Origin of the sequence: Rahnella aquatilis CIP 78.65 = ATCC 33071 (assembly GCF_000241955.1) — a bacterium.
Taxonomy (GTDB): domain Bacteria; phylum Pseudomonadota; class Gammaproteobacteria; order Enterobacterales; family Enterobacteriaceae; genus Rahnella; species Rahnella aquatilis.
Window position 1 is genome coordinate 4,640,150 of sequence record NC_016818.1, and the last position, 18,129, is coordinate 4,658,278.

The following is an 18,129-nucleotide window of genomic DNA, read 5'->3' on the forward strand; positions in this document are numbered from 1 at the left end:
AAATGACGGAACAAAAAAATCCTTCCGCGCCGGATGAGAATGTGGTTATCTCCCCAGCGGTTGAGAGCCCCCAGCCAGACGCTTCCGACCGGGATCAGGTGCTGATAACGTTGCGGAAAAAGCAACGTACCGCGCCGGTTCTGGGCGCTATCGCAATTGTACTGGTGATCGCGCTTGGCGCCGGTCTCTATTATCACGGCCACCAGCAATCGCTGGCGCAGGCCGCCACAGACGAAGCGCTTTCTGAACAACTCGATGCGCTGCAAAAAACCCAGCAGCAGGACAAACAGCAAATTGCTGATCTGCTTGCTCAGCAGCAAAAATCCCGGCAAGAAGCCGATCGTCAGCAGGCTTCGTTTGGTCGGCAGTTAAATGAATTACAAGACAAGGTTGCCAGCATTTCCGGCAGCGATGCCAAAACCTGGTTACTGGCGCAGGCCGATTATCTGGTGAAACTCGCTGGCCGCAAATTATGGAGCGATCAGGATGTCACCACCGCCGCCGCACTGCTGAAAAGCGCAGATGCCAGCCTGGCCGACATGAACGATCCGAGTCTGATTGATGTGCGCCGCGCGCTGAACGAAGACGTGGGCAGCCTTTCTGCCGTTACACAGGTCGATTTCGACGGCATCATTCTCAAGCTGAATCAGCTATCGAATCAGGTGGATAACCTGCGTCTGGCCGACAATGACACTGACGATTCCCCGATGGACAACGACAGTTCCAGTTTGTCGAGTTCTCTGACCGAATGGCGTCAGAACCTGACCAAAAGCTGGCACAACTTTATGGATGACTTCATTACCATCCGCCGCCGTGATAGCAGTGCAGAACCGCTGCTGGCACCGAATCAGGATGTGTATCTGCGCGAAAACATCCGCTCGCGTCTGCTGATTGCCGCACAGGCCGTGCCACGCCATCAGGATGAAGTGTACAAACAATCGCTGGAAAGCGTCTCGACCTGGGTTCGCGCCTACTTTGATACTTCAGATCCTTCGACCAAAGCATTCCTGGAAGAACTGGACAATCTCAGCCAGCAATCTGTTTCGATGGACGTGCCGGATGAGCTGAAAAGCCAGCCGATGCTGGAAAAACTGATGCAGACCCGCGTGCGTAACCTGCTTCAGCAGCCCGCCGCCGCCACGCAGGGGGAATAACACATGCTACGAGTTTTCGTGTTGTTCCTGATTGTGTTTGCCGGGATTATCGTCGGCCCGATTCTGGCCGGCCATCAGGGCTATGTCCTGATCCAGACCGACAATTACAACATCGAAACCAGCGTCACCGGTTTAGTCATCATGCTGATCGTGCTGATTCTGGTGCTGTTCATCATTGAATGGTTCCTGCGCCGCGTTCTGCGTACCGGTGCACGTACCCGAGGCTGGTTTGCCGGACGCAAAAGCTCTAAAGCGCGTAAGCAAACTCACGCAGCCATGCTCAAACTCGCGGAAGGCGACCATCGTCAGATGGAAAAACTGCTGGCGCGCAATGCCGATCACGCCGAACAACCGGTGGTGAACTATTTACTGGCAGCGGAAGCGGCGCAGCAGCGCGGCGATGATATCCGCACCAATCAGTATCTGGAGCGTGCAGCGGAAATCGCAGATACCGACCAGATGCCGGTTGATATCACCCGCGTGCGTATCCAGCTGGCCAGAGGCGAGGTTCACGCAGCACGCCACGGTGTTGATCGTTTACTGGGCCAGTCGCCACGTCATCCGGAAGTCTTACGTCTGGCAGAGCAGGCTTATCTTCTGACCGGCGCTTACGGTTCACTGCTGGAGATTTTACCGTCGATGGCAAAAGCCGATGTTCATAACGACGATGAAATCCGTGTGCTTCAGGAGCAGGCTTATATCGGAATGATGAATCAGCTGATGGCGGAAGAAGGCAGTGAAGGCCTGAAGCGCTGGTGGAAAGATCAGAGCCGTAAAACCCGTCATGAAGTGGCCTTACAGGTCGCAATGGCAACGCATCTGATTGAATGCAACGATCAGGATCTGGCGCAGGAAGTGATCCTCGACGGGCTGAAACGCCAGTACGACGATCGGCTGGTCGCGCTGATGCCGAAGCTGCGTTCGGGTAATCCTGAGCAACTGGAAAAAACACTGCGTCAGTTGATCAAACAGAATGGCACAACGCCGCTGCTCAGCAGCACGCTGGGTCAGTTGCTGATGAAACACGGTGAATGGCAACAGGCAAGTGAAGCCTTCCGTGAGGCGCTGAAACAACGCCCTGACGCGTATGATTACGCCTGGCTGGCTGATGCGCTGGATAAGCTGCATAAACCGGCAGAAGCGGCGGAAATGCGCCGCGAAGGGCTGATGCTGACCCTGAATAATTCGCAGCAACCTTAATAACCTTGCTGTCCGCAAAGGCTCCTTCGGGAGCCTTTTTTATGTCGGTCGTAAATTTCAGACAAAAAAAACACTTGTCTGGAAGACAAGTGTCTAAAAACAATCAGGTCTAGGACAACAGATTTAGTGCCTCACTCAACGTTTTGCCTTCTGGATGATAGCGCTTGCGCGTTATCGGTCAGGATGACAATAGGCACTGTAAATTGGCTCTGCATCATTCCCAGGTTTATGAAGCCGGGGCAAACATAATGGGTGGAATGAGCATCTACGGCGGGAATATTGCAGGACGCGTGCCAGTATGGCAATACCTGAACGAAAATATTTTATATCCTTGATAATAATGGATTTTATTTTTACACATTCTGCCTGCCATTTCTCACCCTACAGATTCTCCCGCCTCTGAAGCAGCGATCTGTCTCCAGTGAACGACATCCTGAGATTGAATGAGTTTAATAAATAAAAATCAATAAGTTATATGTCTCAAGACAGAGACAGAGGAAAACGGGTTTGTCGCGGATGAACCACAAAAGCAGGAAGAGGATTGAAAGCTTTTATACAGACGAAAAAAAACCTGCTTTTAAAAAGCAGGTTTCTTCGAATATGGTCGGCGAGAGAGGATTACGCGCATCTTCGATGCTTGCCCTGCGGGCCGTTGCTAAAGCAACGTGGTCTCGCTTCGCTCGGCTCAAACCTCCTGCGGAGGTTCTCATCCTCTTTACTTCAGACGAAAAAAAACCTGCTTTTAAAAAGCAGGTTTCTTCGAATATGGTCGGCGAGAGAGGATTCGAACCTCCGACCCACTGGTCCCAAACCAGTTGCGCTACCAAGCTGCGCTACTCGCCGATGTCGTGCATCTTACTACTTTCTGATGCTAACTGCATCATTTAAATGTATTTTGTGTGTGGTGCGAAGGGAGGGACTCGAACCCTCACATCCGAAGGACACTAACACCTGAAGCTAGCGCGTCTACCAATTCCGCCACCATCGCATGTCACAATCACAAAATCATTTTTAGAGTGGGGTGGCTAATGGGACTCGAACCCACGACAACTGGAATCACAATCCAGGGCTCTACCAACTGAGCTATAGCCACCATATCTCTAACTAACGTGAACTGTCTGACTTCAACATTCCACCGCAACTCTAGCGCATACTAAATGGTGCGCCCGACAGGATTCGAACCTGAGACCTCTGCCTCCGGAGGGCAGCGCTCTATCCAGCTGAGCTACGGGCGCTTAGCGCCGTTGCGGGTGGGGATACTACGGTTTTAACGCTTGGCTGTCTAGTGCTTTTTATCAGAAATATTGCGTTTGATTACGCTTTATCCAATACGCAGTAAAAGTAAGCATCTTGCCTTCCCCACCCGTGACTTACGACGTTATTTTGCTTTTTCTGCCGTCAGCGCAGCACGCTTATGCATGCCGAGACCGAAGTATATCAGCGAGACTGCCGCAATAAAAATACCGCCTACCAGTAAAGAAACCCGCGTATCCGGATTAATCGCCATACCGACCAGTACGCATGCCAGGAAAATCAGCGTCAGGTAGTTGGTATAAGGGAAGAGAACCGATTTAAACGGATGGTTTTTCAGTTTCTCTTTATGTGCATCGCGGAAACGCAGCTGGCTGATCAGCACCACAAACCATGGCACCATGCCCGGCAGGACACTGGCGCTGTAGACATACACGAACACCTTTTCAGGATTCGGGATAATGTAGTTCAGGCACGACCCCACCAGCAGACACAAAATGGTGATAGCAATACCGTAAACCGGCACACCGCTTTTCGAGACATTGCTCAGAAATGCAGGTAACTGGCGATTCTTAGACAGCGCATAAAGCATACGTCCGCAACTGTACATACCGCTGTTACAGCCCGATAACGCCGCTGTCAGCACCACAAAGTTAATAATACCGGCCGCTGAAGCAATACCAATCTTCGCGAAGGTCAGCACGAACGGACTGCCGTGAGTGCCCATTTCGTTCCACGGGAAAATGGTGATGATAACGAAAATCGCGCCGACGTAGAAAATCAGGATACGCCACAGGATATTGTTGATAGCGCGTTTGAGCGTAACCTGCGGATTCTTCGCTTCACCGGCGGTAATACCCACCAGTTCCACGCCCTGATAGGACGCCACGACAATACACAGCGCAAACAGGAAACCTTTCCAGCCGCCCGCGAAGAAACCGCCGTGCGCGGTCAGATTAGCAAAACCGACCGCTTCACCGTGATTGCCAAAGCCGAAAAAGATAACTGCGAGACCAACCACAATCATCACAATAATGGTGGTGATTTTGATCAGCGCAAACCAGAACTCCATTTCGCCATACAGTTTCACGGCAGCAAGGTTCGCAGCGGCCACAATCGCCACAGCCATCAGCGCGGGGATCCACTGCGGTAAATCCGGGAACCAGTATTGGGCGTATACACCGATCGCGGTGATTTCAGAAATCCCCACCGCTATCCACATAAACCAGTAACTCCATGCAGTCAGATAGCCGTAATAGGGCCCAAGATATTTATGGGCATAGACCGCAAACGAACCGGCAACCGGCTCCAGATGCAGCATCTCGCCCATCGAACGCATGATAAAGAAGACGAACACGCCAGCCAGAATATAGGCCAGTAATACTGACGGCCCGGCCCATTTCAGGGTGCTGGCCGCGCCCATAAATAATCCAACCCCGATGGTGCCACCCAGCGCTATCAGCTCAATATGCCTTGCCTCAAGCCCCCGGTGTAGCCCACCCTTTTCTTCTTGATTCGCCATAGTTTCTCAGTTTCTCTGTATTTGTGTTTGCCTTCCGGAATGACCGGAATGTTATTTTTATTTGTGCTGATGCCCATACAGGGCGGAAAAACGGCGTTATGGTTCCGCATTTCAGGATGAGTTGCAAACCACAATTGAGAAAGATCCGCACAGGTAGACATGTCAGGGTGCAAACGACAGTAAAAGGTGGAATGAAATGAGAGGTAAAACGCCGCGCTGAAGATCAGCCACGGCGCAAGTATTACAGACGACCGGTGTAGTAGTAACGGATAAATTTGAGCAATTTAAGCTGGCGACGTAAACGGCTCGGCTGCAAAATCAGCCGGTAGAGCCATTCAAGCCCCAGATTTTGCCAGATTTTAGGTGCCCGTTTAACATGTCCGGTAAAAACGTCATAGGTTCCGCCGATACCCATATAAAGCGCATCAGGATGCACAAGACGGCAATCACGCATCAGGATTTCCTGTTTTGGTGAACCCATCGCGACGGTCACGATCGCCGCGCCGCTGCCTTTCACCCTTTCGAACAACGACTCGCGCTGTTCCGGCACAAAATAACCATTCTGGCTGCCGACAATATTGACGTTCCACTGCGCGCGCAGCTTTTCTTCCGTTTGCGCCAGCACGTCGGGCTTACCGCCTATCAGAAATACCGGTGTTCCTTCACGGCCTGCGCGCTCCATCAGCCCTTCCCAGAGGTCAGCACCCGCGATACGCGAGACGCGTGATTGCGGATATTTACGGCGGATGGCCCGCACGATGCTGATCCCGTCGGCATATTTATATTCCGCCTGACTGATCAGCGCGTTCATTTCCGGGTTGCTTTCTACGGTCAGCAGTTTTTCGGCATTCATCGCCACCAGCGCGCCGGTTTTGACCTGATGACCGGCAAAAAGATAATCGAGAAAATGCGCCATATTGCGAAAGCCCCAAAGGCGGATCCCACGGATGTCATATTGCGGGATATTATTCTCCAAATTCATCCATCTTCCTTACTGCCAAAGGCTCCATGAGGTTTTTCCGGGACGGCATTTTGGCACGTATCAGCCCTGCAGCGTCAAACATCCAGTACAGTAATTTTGCGGCGACCAGACAGGCACCGAAAACAACACAGAAAAAGACCACCCGCGAGAAGAAGGAATCCACGCCTTCGCGGGCAAGCACGATCATATTGAACACGGCACCAAAGCAAAAACTTTGCAGAATGGCGGCTTTATACATGTTGGTGTCCGCTTTGCCTTTTTCATAAAGCCAGTCAAACCATTTAATGATCATGCCAACCGCGACCGCACCCAGCGGGATAAACCACACGCCGCCCATCACGACCAGCGAGCCAATCAGCGTCGGCGAAATGGCCAGACCGGAATGGTTGTCGAGCACATCCCAGGTGAAATAGTTGGCCGTATTGAGCACCACGCCCGGACGGTCATGCCACAGCCAACTGGGGATAAAGACGTAGAAATCACGGACAATCGGTGCCAGCCCCTGAAAACTAATTTTGTCGTAATTTTGCAGCAACAGCCCCAGATTTTCCCATGGAGAGAACGTATCACGCGTCAGATAAAGGAACGTGTAAAACGCCTCAGGACCGCTGACATTCAGGCCGTAGCGCTTCAGTGCCAGCCAGAACATACCGACAATGCCGAGTACGCCTGCCGCCGCCAGCATCCACAAACTGATCCAGCCGCGCACAATGCCGATAAATAAAAACAGTGCGAACGCGATGATGATATTTGCACGCGTCCCGCCGACGATGATGTACGTCAGCAAGCCAAATGCGACGGTACTGACCAGGAAAAACAGCCAGCGCTGCGGATTGGGTTTAAGGAAGAACACCACCAGCATCGCGGGCAGAAAGAAATAAAAGAAGCGTTTAAGCGCCACCCCGGACACATCGCTGGAAAAAATCTGGCTGTAGGACTTAAGCTTAAACAGCAAAAATCCGTTATGCATAAAGAAGATGGAAACCGTCACCACGGCGATAAGCGCCAGCAAAAACCAGGTCAGATGGGTTTCGACACGGTTCATCGTAAACAGCGGGCGGGACGGGCCCTCACGCTTCGCCCTGAGCCGCGTTTTATAGCTGACATAATAAATACCGTAAAAACAGGTTGCGGCCAGCATAGCCTGTAACAGGTTTTCAACTGGCACGACGTTGACATCGAACTGGAAAACCAGCAAACAGGTCAGCGGAAAACCAAAATAAAATGTCAGGAGATACAACAGCGAAAACAAGACGTTGAAGTTAAAGCGCACGCGGCGAAATTCTTTATAAGTCAGCGTCAGAATGAACAACAGCGAGAACGCATAAACGACAGACAAGCCGCCAAGCTGTGCCATTGTCATGATGTTTCTCCTGCCGCCAGCAATAATGCCTGTTGCCAGCCCGCAATGTAATTTGGGTTGAAGAAAGCAATATTTTCCCGGTCCGTATTCAGCAACTGACGGCGCGCTTCAGCCACGGTTCGGGCATCAAGTGCGTCACCGTAAAACAGTACCGGCAGATGTTGTTCTGCTAAATCCTGCCAGAACGGGTTCTGACGGCTGACCACAAACGGCACACCAAACTGAATCAGCAGACACTGCGTGCCGATACCCTGCTGTCGGTCAAAAATAAAATATCCCAGCGAGCAGCCGCGCAGCACATCGAGATATTCCGCAAAAGGCATCGAGCCAGTCATCAGCTCAACGTTCTCTGCCGCAAACAGTTTGAGCGCTTCACTGCGAACCTGGTCGATATACGCGTCATTATGGGCCGGATAGCCCATGGGGATAATCACCCGGATATCGGCACCAAACTGCTGATGCAACGCACGCAGCGCTTCAATATGGCGGTTACTGCGATCGCCGGAATTGCCGACCAGCACCGTCATCGGCCCTGCCGGTTCAGGCTGATCGGCCGGAAGTGTCAGCGCCGGATCCATGCGTGTCGGGAAATATAATAATGAGGACGGTACGCGCGGATGTCGCCGATGGAAATGAATCAGATCACCACGTGTGGCGAAAACATGGCCGATACGCCCCTGAGCCAGACGCCTTAAAAAATAGAACAGTCGAAATTTCAGTCCGCCTGCCGATTCATAAAGATCAGCACCCCAGATGTGCCAGCTGGCCTGTTGCGATTTAATTTTGCCGGTCAGCAGCGCCAGCCAGAGTGTCGGGTTGAACTGGCCATGGAAGAAGACGTGATGTGTGCGATCCTGCGCGCGCGAAATAACCGCATCGGCCAGCGATTTTTTATCCGGATAAACACGAATATCCAGACGTGTGAATTCAGCAAATGCTGATGCATCTGCTGCCGCCACCATAAAATGATAAATCAGCTTTTCAGGCGCGCATTCGGCCAGAACATCATTAAAAAAGCGCAGCACGGTGACATTATGGTGGGGAATGTCAGATCCCAAAACGTGAATCAGCGTTGTCATGCTCGTCTACGATAAATAACAAATACGGTACAGCACACGGCGAAGTAGACGACATACGTCGCCATATACGCTTGCGCGGCGCCAAGAGAACCCCGTATCGGGATCAACCAATGTGAAAAACCCGTCAGTAACGCAAACTGGCTGATTTCAGTCAGTACGTAAAAGCGCAGAGATGCTCTCGCAATCACCAGATAGCCAAAAACATACGAGCCGACTTTGAGTACATCACCGACTAACTGCCAGGCGAACAAATCGCGCATAGCGATAAATTGTTTTGAAAACAGTAGCCAGATGGCGAAGTCGCGCAACAGCCAGACAGTAAAGCTGACAGCAGCCACGGCGGGCAGAACAAATTTTAATGACTTAATGATTTCACGCGAGACATCGCGTTTATCGGTCATGCGCGATAACGTCGGCAATAAATACACGCTGAAAGAGGCGGTGATAAATTGTAAATAGGCATCGGAAATACTGCTGACGCCCTGCCAGATCCCCACATCCTTCCAGCTGTAATGTTCCGCCAGCAGATTTCGCATCATCACATACGCCACCGGCAACGTGACAGAGGTGATCAGCGCCATCAGGGTAAATTTTCCCAAATGGCTGGCAATAAAACGATCCCAGCCCGGTTTTAAGTAAGCCAGCGGGAAGAGTCTTCGCCGCCACAACATACCGCCCGCAGGCAGGATTACCAGCGCAGGCACCAGCGCCAGCCCGGCCAGCGCGCCTTCATAGCCACCCAGTTTGAAACACAACAGATAGGCCAGTAACCCCATCAGACTGCCGCCAGTCACGGCCAGCGCATTACCCATCGCATCACGATAACCTTTCAGGATAGCCTGAAAATAGTTGGCGTAAGCAATGCCCATCTGGATAAATGCCACGGCCCGGACAACAGCCTGATAGCGATCGTGTCCGAACAGCCCGACACTGATGGGCCCGGCGGCCAGCAGAAAGAGGGCGGCCAGCAGCGTCGAGAAACCCAAAATCAGCGAAGACGACGTGCCGAGCACGGCTTTAAGCCGCTCAGGATCCTGATGATGTTCGGCAACGTATTTGGTAATACCGTTGAAAATACCGGCACCGGACAGCACGCCAAGTACGGTCACCAGCTGGCGGAAATTTCCTGCCTGCCCCACGCCGTCAGGGCCGAACGTCACGGCCAGTAATTTCACCACCAGCAACCCGGCACCAATTTTAATCAGCGTGGAACCGGCGGTCCAGACTGATGCTTTTGCCAGCGACATATCAGGCGAAATATTGCAGCATGGCCGTAATCACTGCGCGCTGCGTGTCATCGGTCATGTTATAGAACAACGGCAGGCGCACCAGACGCTCACTCTCTTTTGTCGTGAAACGATCGACACCCGCGAAACGACCAAAATCTTCGCCCGCCGGACAGGCATGCAGTGGAATGTAATGGAATACGGTGAGAATATCGGCCGCTTTCATGTGACGAATAAAGGCATCGCGGTCTTCGATATCGTTCAGACGCACATAGAACATATGGGCGTTTTGCACACAATCTTGTGGAACCGAAGGCAACTGAATGCGGCCTGCGTCGGCCAGATCCTGCAACGCTTCGTAATACTGATTCCAGATTGCCAGACGGCGCTGGTTAATCTTTTCAGCCGCATCCAGATTTCCCCACAGATACGCGGCCTGCAAATCGGACATCAGATAGCTGGAACCAATGTCGCGCCAGGTATATTTATCCACCTGACCGCGGAAGAACTGGCTACGGTTAGTGCCTTTTTCACGAATGATTTCCGCACGGTCAATCAGCTTCGCGTCGTTAATCAGCGTGGCACCGCCTTCACCGCCTGCGGTGTAATTCTTGGTTTCATGGAAACTGAAACAACCGATATGGCCGATAGTGCCCAGTGCTTTGCCTTTGTAAGCCGACATCACGCCCTGCGCGGCATCTTCTACCACAAACAGATGATGCTTTTCGGCAAGCGCCATAATAGTGTCCATTTCACAGGCCACGCCCGCATAATGTACCGGCACAATCACTTTCGTTTTCTCCGTGATAGCCGCTTCAATCAGGGTTTCATCAATATTCAGGGTATCCGGGCGGACATCCACAAACACGATTTTCGCGCCGCGTAAAACGAAGGCATTAGCCGTCGAAACAAACGTGAAGCTCGGCATAATCACTTCGTCGCCGGGCTGAATATCCAGCAGCAACGCGGCCATTTCCAGCGATGCTGTACAGGACGGCGTCAGTAAAACTTTCGGGCAGTTAAAACGCTGTTCAAACCATTTCTGGCAGCGCAGGGTAAACCCGCCGTCACCGCACAGTTTGCCGCTGTTCATCGCCTCGCGCATGAAATCAATTTCAGTACCCACAATCGGTGGCGCATTAAAAGGGATCATCGTTTCACCTGTACAACCAGTACGCCGAGCGCATGACTTTGCCACCGCTGGCGAGATAAAGATTTAAGGCCGCGATATTGCCGGTTTGCGTGGCGACATACATTCGCGACACGCCCTGTTCAGCACACCATTTTTTCGCAGCCGCCATTAACTTTTTGCCCACTCCCTGCCCCTGATATTCCGGTCTGACAGCCAGCAGGCCAATTCTTGCTTCGTCTTGTGAAATACGACGCAAGGTGACAAAACCGAGCGCATTGCCCTGCTCGTCATCGGCCCAAAGACAAAGATGGTCGAACGTACCCAGCACCGCCTTTTCCGCCCACATCGCATAGAAACGGGCACTGTCATCAGGCTGATACCAGGGCGCACGAAAACGACTGAGATGAAAAGCCTGACGGGCAATCGCGGTCACATCCGCAATATTGTCCGGCACCGCCAGACGCCCGGCCGTCAGCGCATTATCTTGCATCGTCACCGCGACACAAATGTCCGTTTCACCTTCTGCCAGCCGGAAACCCAGCGCAGAAAGTGCATCCAGCGTGTGCGTTTGTGACGCATCCACTTTCGCCTGCACCAGCGCATATTGTCCCAGTATCTGCGGCGTGATTTTCCCCGCTGAGGCATCAGGCGTCAGACGCGCACTGTTGAGCTGGAAGAAATCACTCTCCCAGACCAGCGGTTCAAGCACGCCGCGCAATGACCGATTTATCGCCATACGCCTTTGGTATCCACAATCCATGACTGCCGGACCTGATCGGCGGGGATCGCTTTAAACGGTTTATGATCGACCAACATCACCAACAGATCGGCTTCTGCCAGCGCGCGATCAAGCGGTTGTAACGTCACGTTGTCCGCGAGAGAAGCAGGAAGCTGACGCACATTAGGCTCAACCACCCACGTTTCTCCGGCGTGCCAGCCCGCAATCAGGTGGGTCACTTCGACTGCCGGGCTTTCGCGGAGATCGTCAATATTTGGTTTAAACGCCAGGCCAAAGCAGGCGATTTTAATGTCGGCCGCACGTTTGCCCGTGGTAGTCAGGCAATCTGCCAGTGCCGCTTTCACGCGGTCCACCACCCAGTGCGGTTTGCTGTCGTTGACTTCGCGCGCTGTGCGGATAATTCTGGCCAGTTCAGGGTTTTGCGCAACAATGAACCACGGGTCAACCGCAATACAATGTCCGCCGACGCCCGGACCCGGCTGCAAAATATTCACCCGAGGATGACGGTTCGCCAGGCTGATCAGTTCCCAGACGTTAATGCCCTGCGCATCGCAAATCAGCGACAGTTCGTTAGCAAAGGCAATATTTACGTCGCGAAAACTGTTTTCCGTCAGCTTGCACATTTCGGCGGTACGGGAGTTGGTGATAACACATTCGCCTTTGAGGAAAATGTTATACAAATCGCTGGCACGCCGTGAACAAACTGGCGTCATACCGCCAATCACGCGGTCATTTTTAATCAGTTCAACCATTACCTGCCCTGGCAATACGCGCTCCGGACAGTAGGCAATATTAATATCGGATTGCTCACCGGACTGCTGAGGGAAGCTCAGATCAGGACGGGCTTCTGCCAGCCAGGCGGCCATTTGCTCTGTCGCCCCCACCGGTGACGTGGATTCCAGAATAATCAGGTCGCCTTTTTTCAGAACCGGCGCCAGAGAGCGTGCAGCAGATTCGACGAATTTCATATCCGGTAAATGATCGCCCTTAAAGGGCGTCGGGACAGCAATCAGGAAAGCATCCGCGGGTTCAGGTTGAGTCACTGCCCGCAAAAATCCTGCATCCACTGCCTGCCCGACCAGAAGGTCGAGATCGGGTTCCACAATATGGATCGCACCGCGGTTAATCGTATCAACAGCCTGCTGATTGATATCGACACCCACCACCTTTTTTTGGTGTGAGGCGAATGCAGCGGCGGTTGGCAGACCGATGTAACCCAGTCCGATGACAGAAATAGTGTTAAAACTCATTGTGATACCCAATGATTCTTCAATGCGTCAAGAATATGGCGGCAGGCATGCCCGTCACCGTAAGGATTGTGCGCCCGGCTCATGCTGTTGTATTCGTTCTCATCGTTCAGCAGACGGTTCACTTCCCCGACCATTTTAGCGGGATCCGTCCCCACCAGCCGGACCGTTCCGGCATCCACCGCTTCCGGACGTTCTGTGGTTTCACGCATCACCAGCACAGGCTTGCCCAGTGAAGGTGCCTCCTCCTGCACGCCACCGGAGTCGGTCAGGATCAGATAGGCTTTATCCATCAGGTAAACGAATGGCAGGTAGTCCTGAGGGTCGATCAGCACGATATTGTCGATGCTTTGCAGAATGCGGTTCACCGGCTCGCTGACATTCGGATTGAGATGCACCGGATAAACAATTTGTACATCAGGATGCTGGCATGCAATTTCTGCCAGGGCCGAGCAAATCCGCTCAAAGCCCTCGCCAAAACTTTCACGGCGGTGGCCCGTCACCAAAATCAGCTTTTTATTTGCATCAAGAAACGGATAGTTATCAGCCAGCTGCTGTGCCAGCGAGGCATCGCGGTTAAAGCGGTCGCGAACCCAGAGCAGCGCATCAATCACCGTATTCCCGGTGACAAAAATGCGCTCTCCGGCAATGTTTTCCCGCTGCAAATTAGCACTGGCATTTTCGGTGGGCGCAAAATGCCATTTCGCCAGATGCCCGGTTAACAGGCGATTGCCTTCTTCCGGCCACGGTGAAGAGAGATCCCCGGTACGCAGACCTGCTTCAACATGTCCGACAGGGATCTGGTGATAAAACGCAGCAAGGCTGGCGGATAAAGTAGTGGTGGTATCACCGTGCACCAGCACAATGTCAGGTCTGAACTCATCGAGAACAGGCTTAAGTCCGGTCAGGATCCGGCTGGTAATTTCTGTCAGTCCCTGCCCGGGTTTCATGATGTTCAGATCATAATCCGGAGTGATATCAAAGAGACGCAATACCTGATCGAGCATTTCACGGTGCTGAGCCGTAACACAAACTTTAGATTCAAAGGCCGCATCCTGCGACAAAGCAAGCACCAGCGGAGCCATTTTGATGGCCTCCGGACGAGTGCCGAAAATCGTCAACACTTTCACAATGTGTTTCTCTTATTTTTACGGCGGGTCAGGGCAACGCCAGCCCCAATTAAACCACCGACAATGCCCCACATAATCATCAGTAATGCCCGGCGCGGGCTGTCACGTTTTACAGGTTCTTCAGGCGTTCTCAAATAACGATAAGTCTGGAATTTTGCCGTAAGTGTTGGCCCGACGTTGAGCGTCGACAGCATCGCACGGTTCTGATCGTAGTCCAGATCATACCCCGGACCGGATGCTTGCAGTAATTCCAGACGGGCTTTGAGCATTGGCACACCCAGCAGGAACATATCGGAATCCGGCAATTCTTCTGCAGGCGTGTCGGTCACGCTTTTATTAATGTTTTGCTGCTGAGCAATTTTCAGTGCCTGCTCGGTGGTATGCGTGGTGCGCTTGAAAATGGTCTGGGCAACTTCTTCCTGACGTTTGACCTGTGCTTTCATTGACTGCGTTCGCGCCGCCCATGCGCCTTCCAGCTCGTCATACAGATGCTGTGCAGCACGCTGGCTGGCGAAATCGACATACTGGCGCAAAAGCTTATTGGCATCTGCGGCGTTTTCCGCCGTGAGTTTCACGATATCGTTCGGCACTTTCGGTGCATCACGGGCCGTAAACTGAATGTCATTGATCATGTCATCCAGCAGAACGGCATCAGCGCGCGCATCATTTTTCTGACGTTGCTTGTAATAAGGGTTATGCAGCCAGAAATCCCGGCGGGTGTCATAAGCCGCGAGTTGCATGACAAACTCGTTGTAGGCTTCATCAGAAATGGGCGGCCGGCTGACATCTGACTGCGGCGCGTTGCGCATATCTAAATTGCGCAGAAACTGTGCCTGAGAGAAATAGGACGAAAGATTGTTGACCGTCGGACGATCCGTGATTGCGGTGGAGCTCCATTCCTGTTTCATCAGGTAAGACGACCCCAGAGCGATTAAGGCGAACAGTATCGCCAGACCTGCAATCCAGAATTTTCCATTCCATAAAGTGCAGCACAGGCCACGGATATCAAGTTCGTTCTCGATGGCGTGTTCGTTCTGGTTTTTCATCATTTCTGGTTTATCCACAGCCAGTATGCCCTTGCTTAAAAGAGTGATTATTGAGTAGAGGAACGGCGCAAACGTCTTTTAACCCGTTTAATAAACCGCGCCATGCGCCAGGCGTGCTTGATGCAAATGCCGTACACCAGGAAGGCAACAAAGAATAAAGCCAGCATTATCCATTCGGGAACAAAACTCAGGTGTTCGCCCACCACGCCAATCCCCGCCAGAATGGCGGCAGCGACAGTAATTAAGACGAAAGCCTGACGTGAAGTAAAACCTGCACGCATGATCAAATGATGAATGTGCTGGCGATCCGCTGAGAACGGACTCATTCCTTTACGAAGGCGGCGGTACATGATGGCAACCATATCCATCAGGGGAATAGCGATAAGCCAAAGTGCCGTCACCGGGTTCATCGGATGAGATTCGCCTTGCGTACTTTGCAGGAGGATCCAGATGACAGTAAACCCTATCAGCGTGCTGCCCGCGTCCCCCATAAAGACTTTGTAACGAGGCCCTAAGACACCCAGATTGAGTAAAATGTAGGGGATGATCGCGGCAATCATCGCGAAGCACCAGAACGCTAACTCCATGTGTCCGCTGTCGTACATGATGATGCCTAATGAGCCAAAGCTGACACAAGACAAGCCGCCCAGTAAACCATCAATACCATCAACCATGTTGAAAGCGTTAATGGCAGCCCAAACGGCAAACAGGGTGACAAGATAGCCAAACGGGCCTAATACCATTTCCCAGGGACCCATCAGATGCCCGAGGCTGCGCAGCGTGAGGTTAGCGAAGCTCATCATCACAACAGCGATCACAACCTGAACCATCGCCCGTGTTTTTACACTGATGTCAAAACGGTCATCCAGCGCACCGACTAATACCAGCAGCCCGGCGCAGGCAAGGTAAAGATTGCCATGTGGGATAGTGTAATTGGTGATCAGAAAGGCAAAGCAAACGCCAGCAAATACGGAGATCCCACCAACTAGGGGTATCAGTCCCTGATGACGCTTACGAAAATTCGGTCTATCAACAAGTCCGATTTTATTCGCGACCTTCCGGGCAACAAATAAAAAGAGGAATGAAAATATGAAAACAACGCCTAGCTCAGTACTCATATTGAGTAAATTCACAGTTAAGAATTCTCTTCTGCAAAAAATAAGGTGTGTGGCGTCGAAAGCATCGTAGACCTCACAGCCTTAAATCATATCCTATGGTGGCAGTTATGGTTTTGTCTCGGGCAATACCTATCTGCTGCCATTTCTCAGCCAATCAACCGACAAAGTAAAGAAAGGGCATGTGAAAAACCATCAGCTATTATCCGAATAGTCTGACAATCTTCCTAAAGCAGCGTTATGGTAGCCACCAAAAGCAAAAAACGCCACGACTGTGCGTGGCGTTGATATGACGTTACACCAAATTACGAACGTTTCATCATGTCGAAGAAGTCGTCATTTGTCTTAGTCATTGCAAGCTTGTTGATGAGGAATTCCATCGCATCAATCTCACCCATCGGGTGAATGATTTTACGCAGGATCCACATTTTTTGCAGTTCTTCAGAAGTGGTCAACAGCTCTTCTTTACGGGTACCAGAGCGGTTGTAGTCGATCGCAGGGAATACACGTTTTTCAGCGATTTTACGCGCCAGGTGTAATTCCATGTTGCCGGTACCTTTAAACTCTTCATAGATAACTTCATCCATTTTAGAACCGGTATCGACCAGCGCAGTTGCGATGATGGTCAGGCTGCCGCCCTCTTCCACGTTACGCGCAGCACCGAAGAAACGTTTTGGACGGTGCAGGGCGTTGGCGTCCACACCACCGGTCAGCACCTTGCCTGAGGCCGGAACCACGGTGTTGTAAGCACGAGCAAGACGGGTAATGGAGTCCAGCAGAATGATAACGTCTTTTTTATGCTCAACCAGGCGCTTGGCTTTCTCGATAACCATTTCGGCTACCTGAACATGTCGGGAAGCTGGCTCGTCAAAGGTAGAAGCGATAACTTCGCCTTTCACCAGACGCTGCATCTCGGTCACTTCTTCCGGACGTTCGTCAATCAGCAGAACCATCAGCACGCAGTCAGGATGGTTGTACGCAATGCTGGTAGCGATGTTTTGCAGCAGCATGGTTTTACCGGCTTTCGGCGGAGCAACAATCAGACCACGTTGGCCGCGGCCAATTGGAGAAGCTAAGTCCAGTACGCGAGCGGTCAAATCTTCTGTTGAACCGTTACCCCGTTCCATACGCAGACGTGAATTTGCATGCAGAGGGGTTAAGTTTTCGAACAGAATTTTGCTGCGGGCGTTTTCTGGCTTGTCGTAGTTAACTTCGTTAACTTTCAACAGGGCAAAATAACGTTCACCTTCTTTTGGTGGACGGATTTTACCGGAAATGGTGTCGCCAGTACGAAGGTTGAAGCGGCGGATTTGGCTTGGAGATACGTAGATGTCGTCGGGGCCTGCGAGGTAGGAACTGTCTCCGGAGCGGAGGAAACCAAATCCATCCTGCAATATCTCCAGTACGCCATCACCGAAGATGTCTTCTCCGCTTTTAGCATGCTGCTTCAATATTGAAAAGATAATGTCTTGCTTGCGCATGCGGGCCTGGTTTTCCAGTCCCATATTTTCGCCGAGTGCAATCAGGTCAGAGACCGGCGTATTCTTTAATTCGGTAAGATTCATAATGGTGGGTTCTTAAACTCGGGGTATGTCTCGAACATCTGTCGTGAATGGGTATGGCAGGGTCATCCATGCCTGTTTATTGTATGACACTTAAATAACAGCCCGGAAATCCAGCCGCAGGCAGTCGCTCGCGGGCGATTCTTGAGGGGTAATGCTGATATTGAAGGTGTCTTAAAGCCGATTTTGTCAAAACCGTTAGATGGTCAAGTACAGTGCCAGTTCAATTTAATTATTATTCAAAGAAACTTTATAGGCAGATGTTTTTGACACAACAGAGTAAAACGTAAGAATCAAACTACAGGTAAGCTCTATTTGCAGTAAGGGTAAACTTAGCACGCTTCTTGACAGGCGTCTAGCGGACAATGTGAAAAACACGAC

General features: G+C 51.8%; 14 protein-coding genes, 4 tRNA genes and 1 other RNA gene. 2 read left to right on the forward strand and 17 right to left on the reverse strand.

Translation table 11 applies throughout. The features are described from left to right. The first annotated feature begins 2 nt into the window (after positions 1-2). Together hemX and hemY are read left to right on the forward strand one after the other, a co-directional pair. Positions 3-1,154 (forward strand): uroporphyrinogen-III C-methyltransferase, encoded by a 1,152-nt coding sequence (hemX, locus tag RAHAQ2_RS20990; RefSeq protein WP_015699133.1) that lies wholly within the window; start codon positions 3-5, stop codon positions 1,152-1,154. A 3-nt stretch (positions 1,155-1,157) separates the two neighbouring features. Then, positions 1,158-2,354 carry a protoheme IX biogenesis protein HemY gene (gene hemY / locus RAHAQ2_RS20995; protein WP_015699134.1) on the forward strand — a complete coding sequence of 399 codons (1,197 nt, stop codon included), beginning with the start codon at positions 1,158-1,160 and terminating at the stop codon, positions 2,352-2,354. A 601-nt stretch (positions 2,355-2,955) separates the two neighbouring features. Here the strand turns inward: hemY and RAHAQ2_RS25220 are convergent. The 17 genes from RAHAQ2_RS25220 to rho form a co-directional block, all read right to left on the reverse strand. Further along, positions 2,956-3,085, reverse strand: a non-coding RNA gene (locus RAHAQ2_RS25220) — RtT sRNA. 35 nt (positions 3,086-3,120) lie between these two features. Next, a tRNA-Pro gene (locus RAHAQ2_RS21000) sits at positions 3,121-3,197 on the reverse strand. Between the two features lie 59 nt (positions 3,198-3,256). Further along, positions 3,257-3,342, reverse strand: a tRNA-Leu gene (locus RAHAQ2_RS21005). A gap of 29 nt (positions 3,343-3,371) precedes the next feature. Beyond that, positions 3,372-3,447, reverse strand: a tRNA-His gene (locus RAHAQ2_RS21010). Between the two features lie 65 nt (positions 3,448-3,512). Continuing rightward, a tRNA-Arg gene (locus RAHAQ2_RS21015) sits at positions 3,513-3,589 on the reverse strand. 143 nt (positions 3,590-3,732) lie between these two features. After that, positions 3,733-5,127 carry a bifunctional threonine/serine APC transporter ThrP gene (thrP, locus tag RAHAQ2_RS21020; protein WP_013577525.1) on the reverse strand — a complete coding sequence of 465 codons (1,395 nt, stop codon included), beginning with the start codon at positions 5,125-5,127 and terminating at the stop codon, positions 3,733-3,735. 241 nt (positions 5,128-5,368) lie between these two features. Next, positions 5,369-6,109, reverse strand: a complete 741-nt coding sequence (gene wecG / locus RAHAQ2_RS21025; protein ID WP_015699135.1) for a lipopolysaccharide N-acetylmannosaminouronosyltransferase — start codon at positions 6,107-6,109, stop codon at positions 5,369-5,371. After that, complete coding sequence (wzyE, locus tag RAHAQ2_RS21030; RefSeq protein WP_015699136.1) at positions 6,093-7,472, reverse strand: ECA oligosaccharide polymerase; 1,380 nt, start codon at positions 7,470-7,472, stop codon at positions 6,093-6,095. The genes wecG and wzyE overlap by 17 nt, the downstream gene beginning before the upstream one ends. Further along, a complete protein-coding gene (locus RAHAQ2_RS21035; RefSeq protein WP_015699137.1) occupies positions 7,469-8,551 on the reverse strand; it encodes a TDP-N-acetylfucosamine:lipid II N-acetylfucosaminyltransferase in 1,083 nt (360 codons plus the stop codon). The genes wzyE and RAHAQ2_RS21035 overlap by 4 nt, the downstream gene beginning before the upstream one ends. Further along, on the reverse strand, positions 8,548-9,798 hold the full coding sequence (wzxE, locus tag RAHAQ2_RS21040; RefSeq protein ID WP_015699138.1) for a lipid III flippase WzxE: 1,251 nt from the start codon (positions 9,796-9,798) through the stop codon (positions 8,548-8,550). Before wzxE ends, RAHAQ2_RS21035 begins: the two co-directional genes overlap by 4 nt. Before the next feature lies 1 nt (position 9,799). Then, positions 9,800-10,930 (reverse strand): dTDP-4-amino-4,6-dideoxygalactose transaminase, encoded by a 1,131-nt coding sequence (gene rffA, locus RAHAQ2_RS21045; RefSeq protein WP_015699139.1) that lies wholly within the window; start codon positions 10,928-10,930, stop codon positions 9,800-9,802. 4 nt (positions 10,931-10,934) lie between these two features. Then, a complete protein-coding gene (rffC, locus tag RAHAQ2_RS21050; protein ID WP_015699140.1) occupies positions 10,935-11,669 on the reverse strand; it encodes a dTDP-4-amino-4,6-dideoxy-D-galactose acyltransferase in 735 nt (244 codons plus the stop codon). Then, the gene (wecC, locus tag RAHAQ2_RS21055; protein ID WP_015699141.1) at positions 11,636-12,898 is read right to left on the reverse strand and encodes a UDP-N-acetyl-D-mannosamine dehydrogenase; all 1,263 of its coding nucleotides are present in this window, start codon (positions 12,896-12,898) and stop codon (positions 11,636-11,638) included. Before wecC ends, rffC begins: the two co-directional genes overlap by 34 nt. Continuing rightward, entirely contained in the window at positions 12,895-14,025 is a 1,131-nt protein-coding gene (gene wecB, locus RAHAQ2_RS21060; RefSeq protein ID WP_015699142.1) for a non-hydrolyzing UDP-N-acetylglucosamine 2-epimerase, read from the reverse strand. Before wecB ends, wecC begins: the two co-directional genes overlap by 4 nt. Continuing rightward, the gene (wzzE, locus tag RAHAQ2_RS21065) at positions 14,022-15,074 is read right to left on the reverse strand and encodes an ECA polysaccharide chain length modulation protein (RefSeq protein WP_015699143.1); all 1,053 of its coding nucleotides are present in this window, start codon (positions 15,072-15,074) and stop codon (positions 14,022-14,024) included. Before wzzE ends, wecB begins: the two co-directional genes overlap by 4 nt. Positions 15,075-15,118: 44 nt before the next feature. After that, complete coding sequence (gene wecA / locus RAHAQ2_RS21070) at positions 15,119-16,204, reverse strand: UDP-N-acetylglucosamine--undecaprenyl-phosphate N-acetylglucosaminephosphotransferase (protein ID WP_086935286.1); 1,086 nt, start codon at positions 16,202-16,204, stop codon at positions 15,119-15,121. Between the two features lie 287 nt (positions 16,205-16,491). After that, positions 16,492-17,751: a transcription termination factor Rho gene (gene rho / locus RAHAQ2_RS21075; protein ID WP_013577536.1), complete on the reverse strand. Its 1,260-nt coding sequence runs from the start codon at positions 17,749-17,751 to the stop codon at positions 16,492-16,494. Positions 17,752-18,129: the final 378 nt, after the last annotated feature.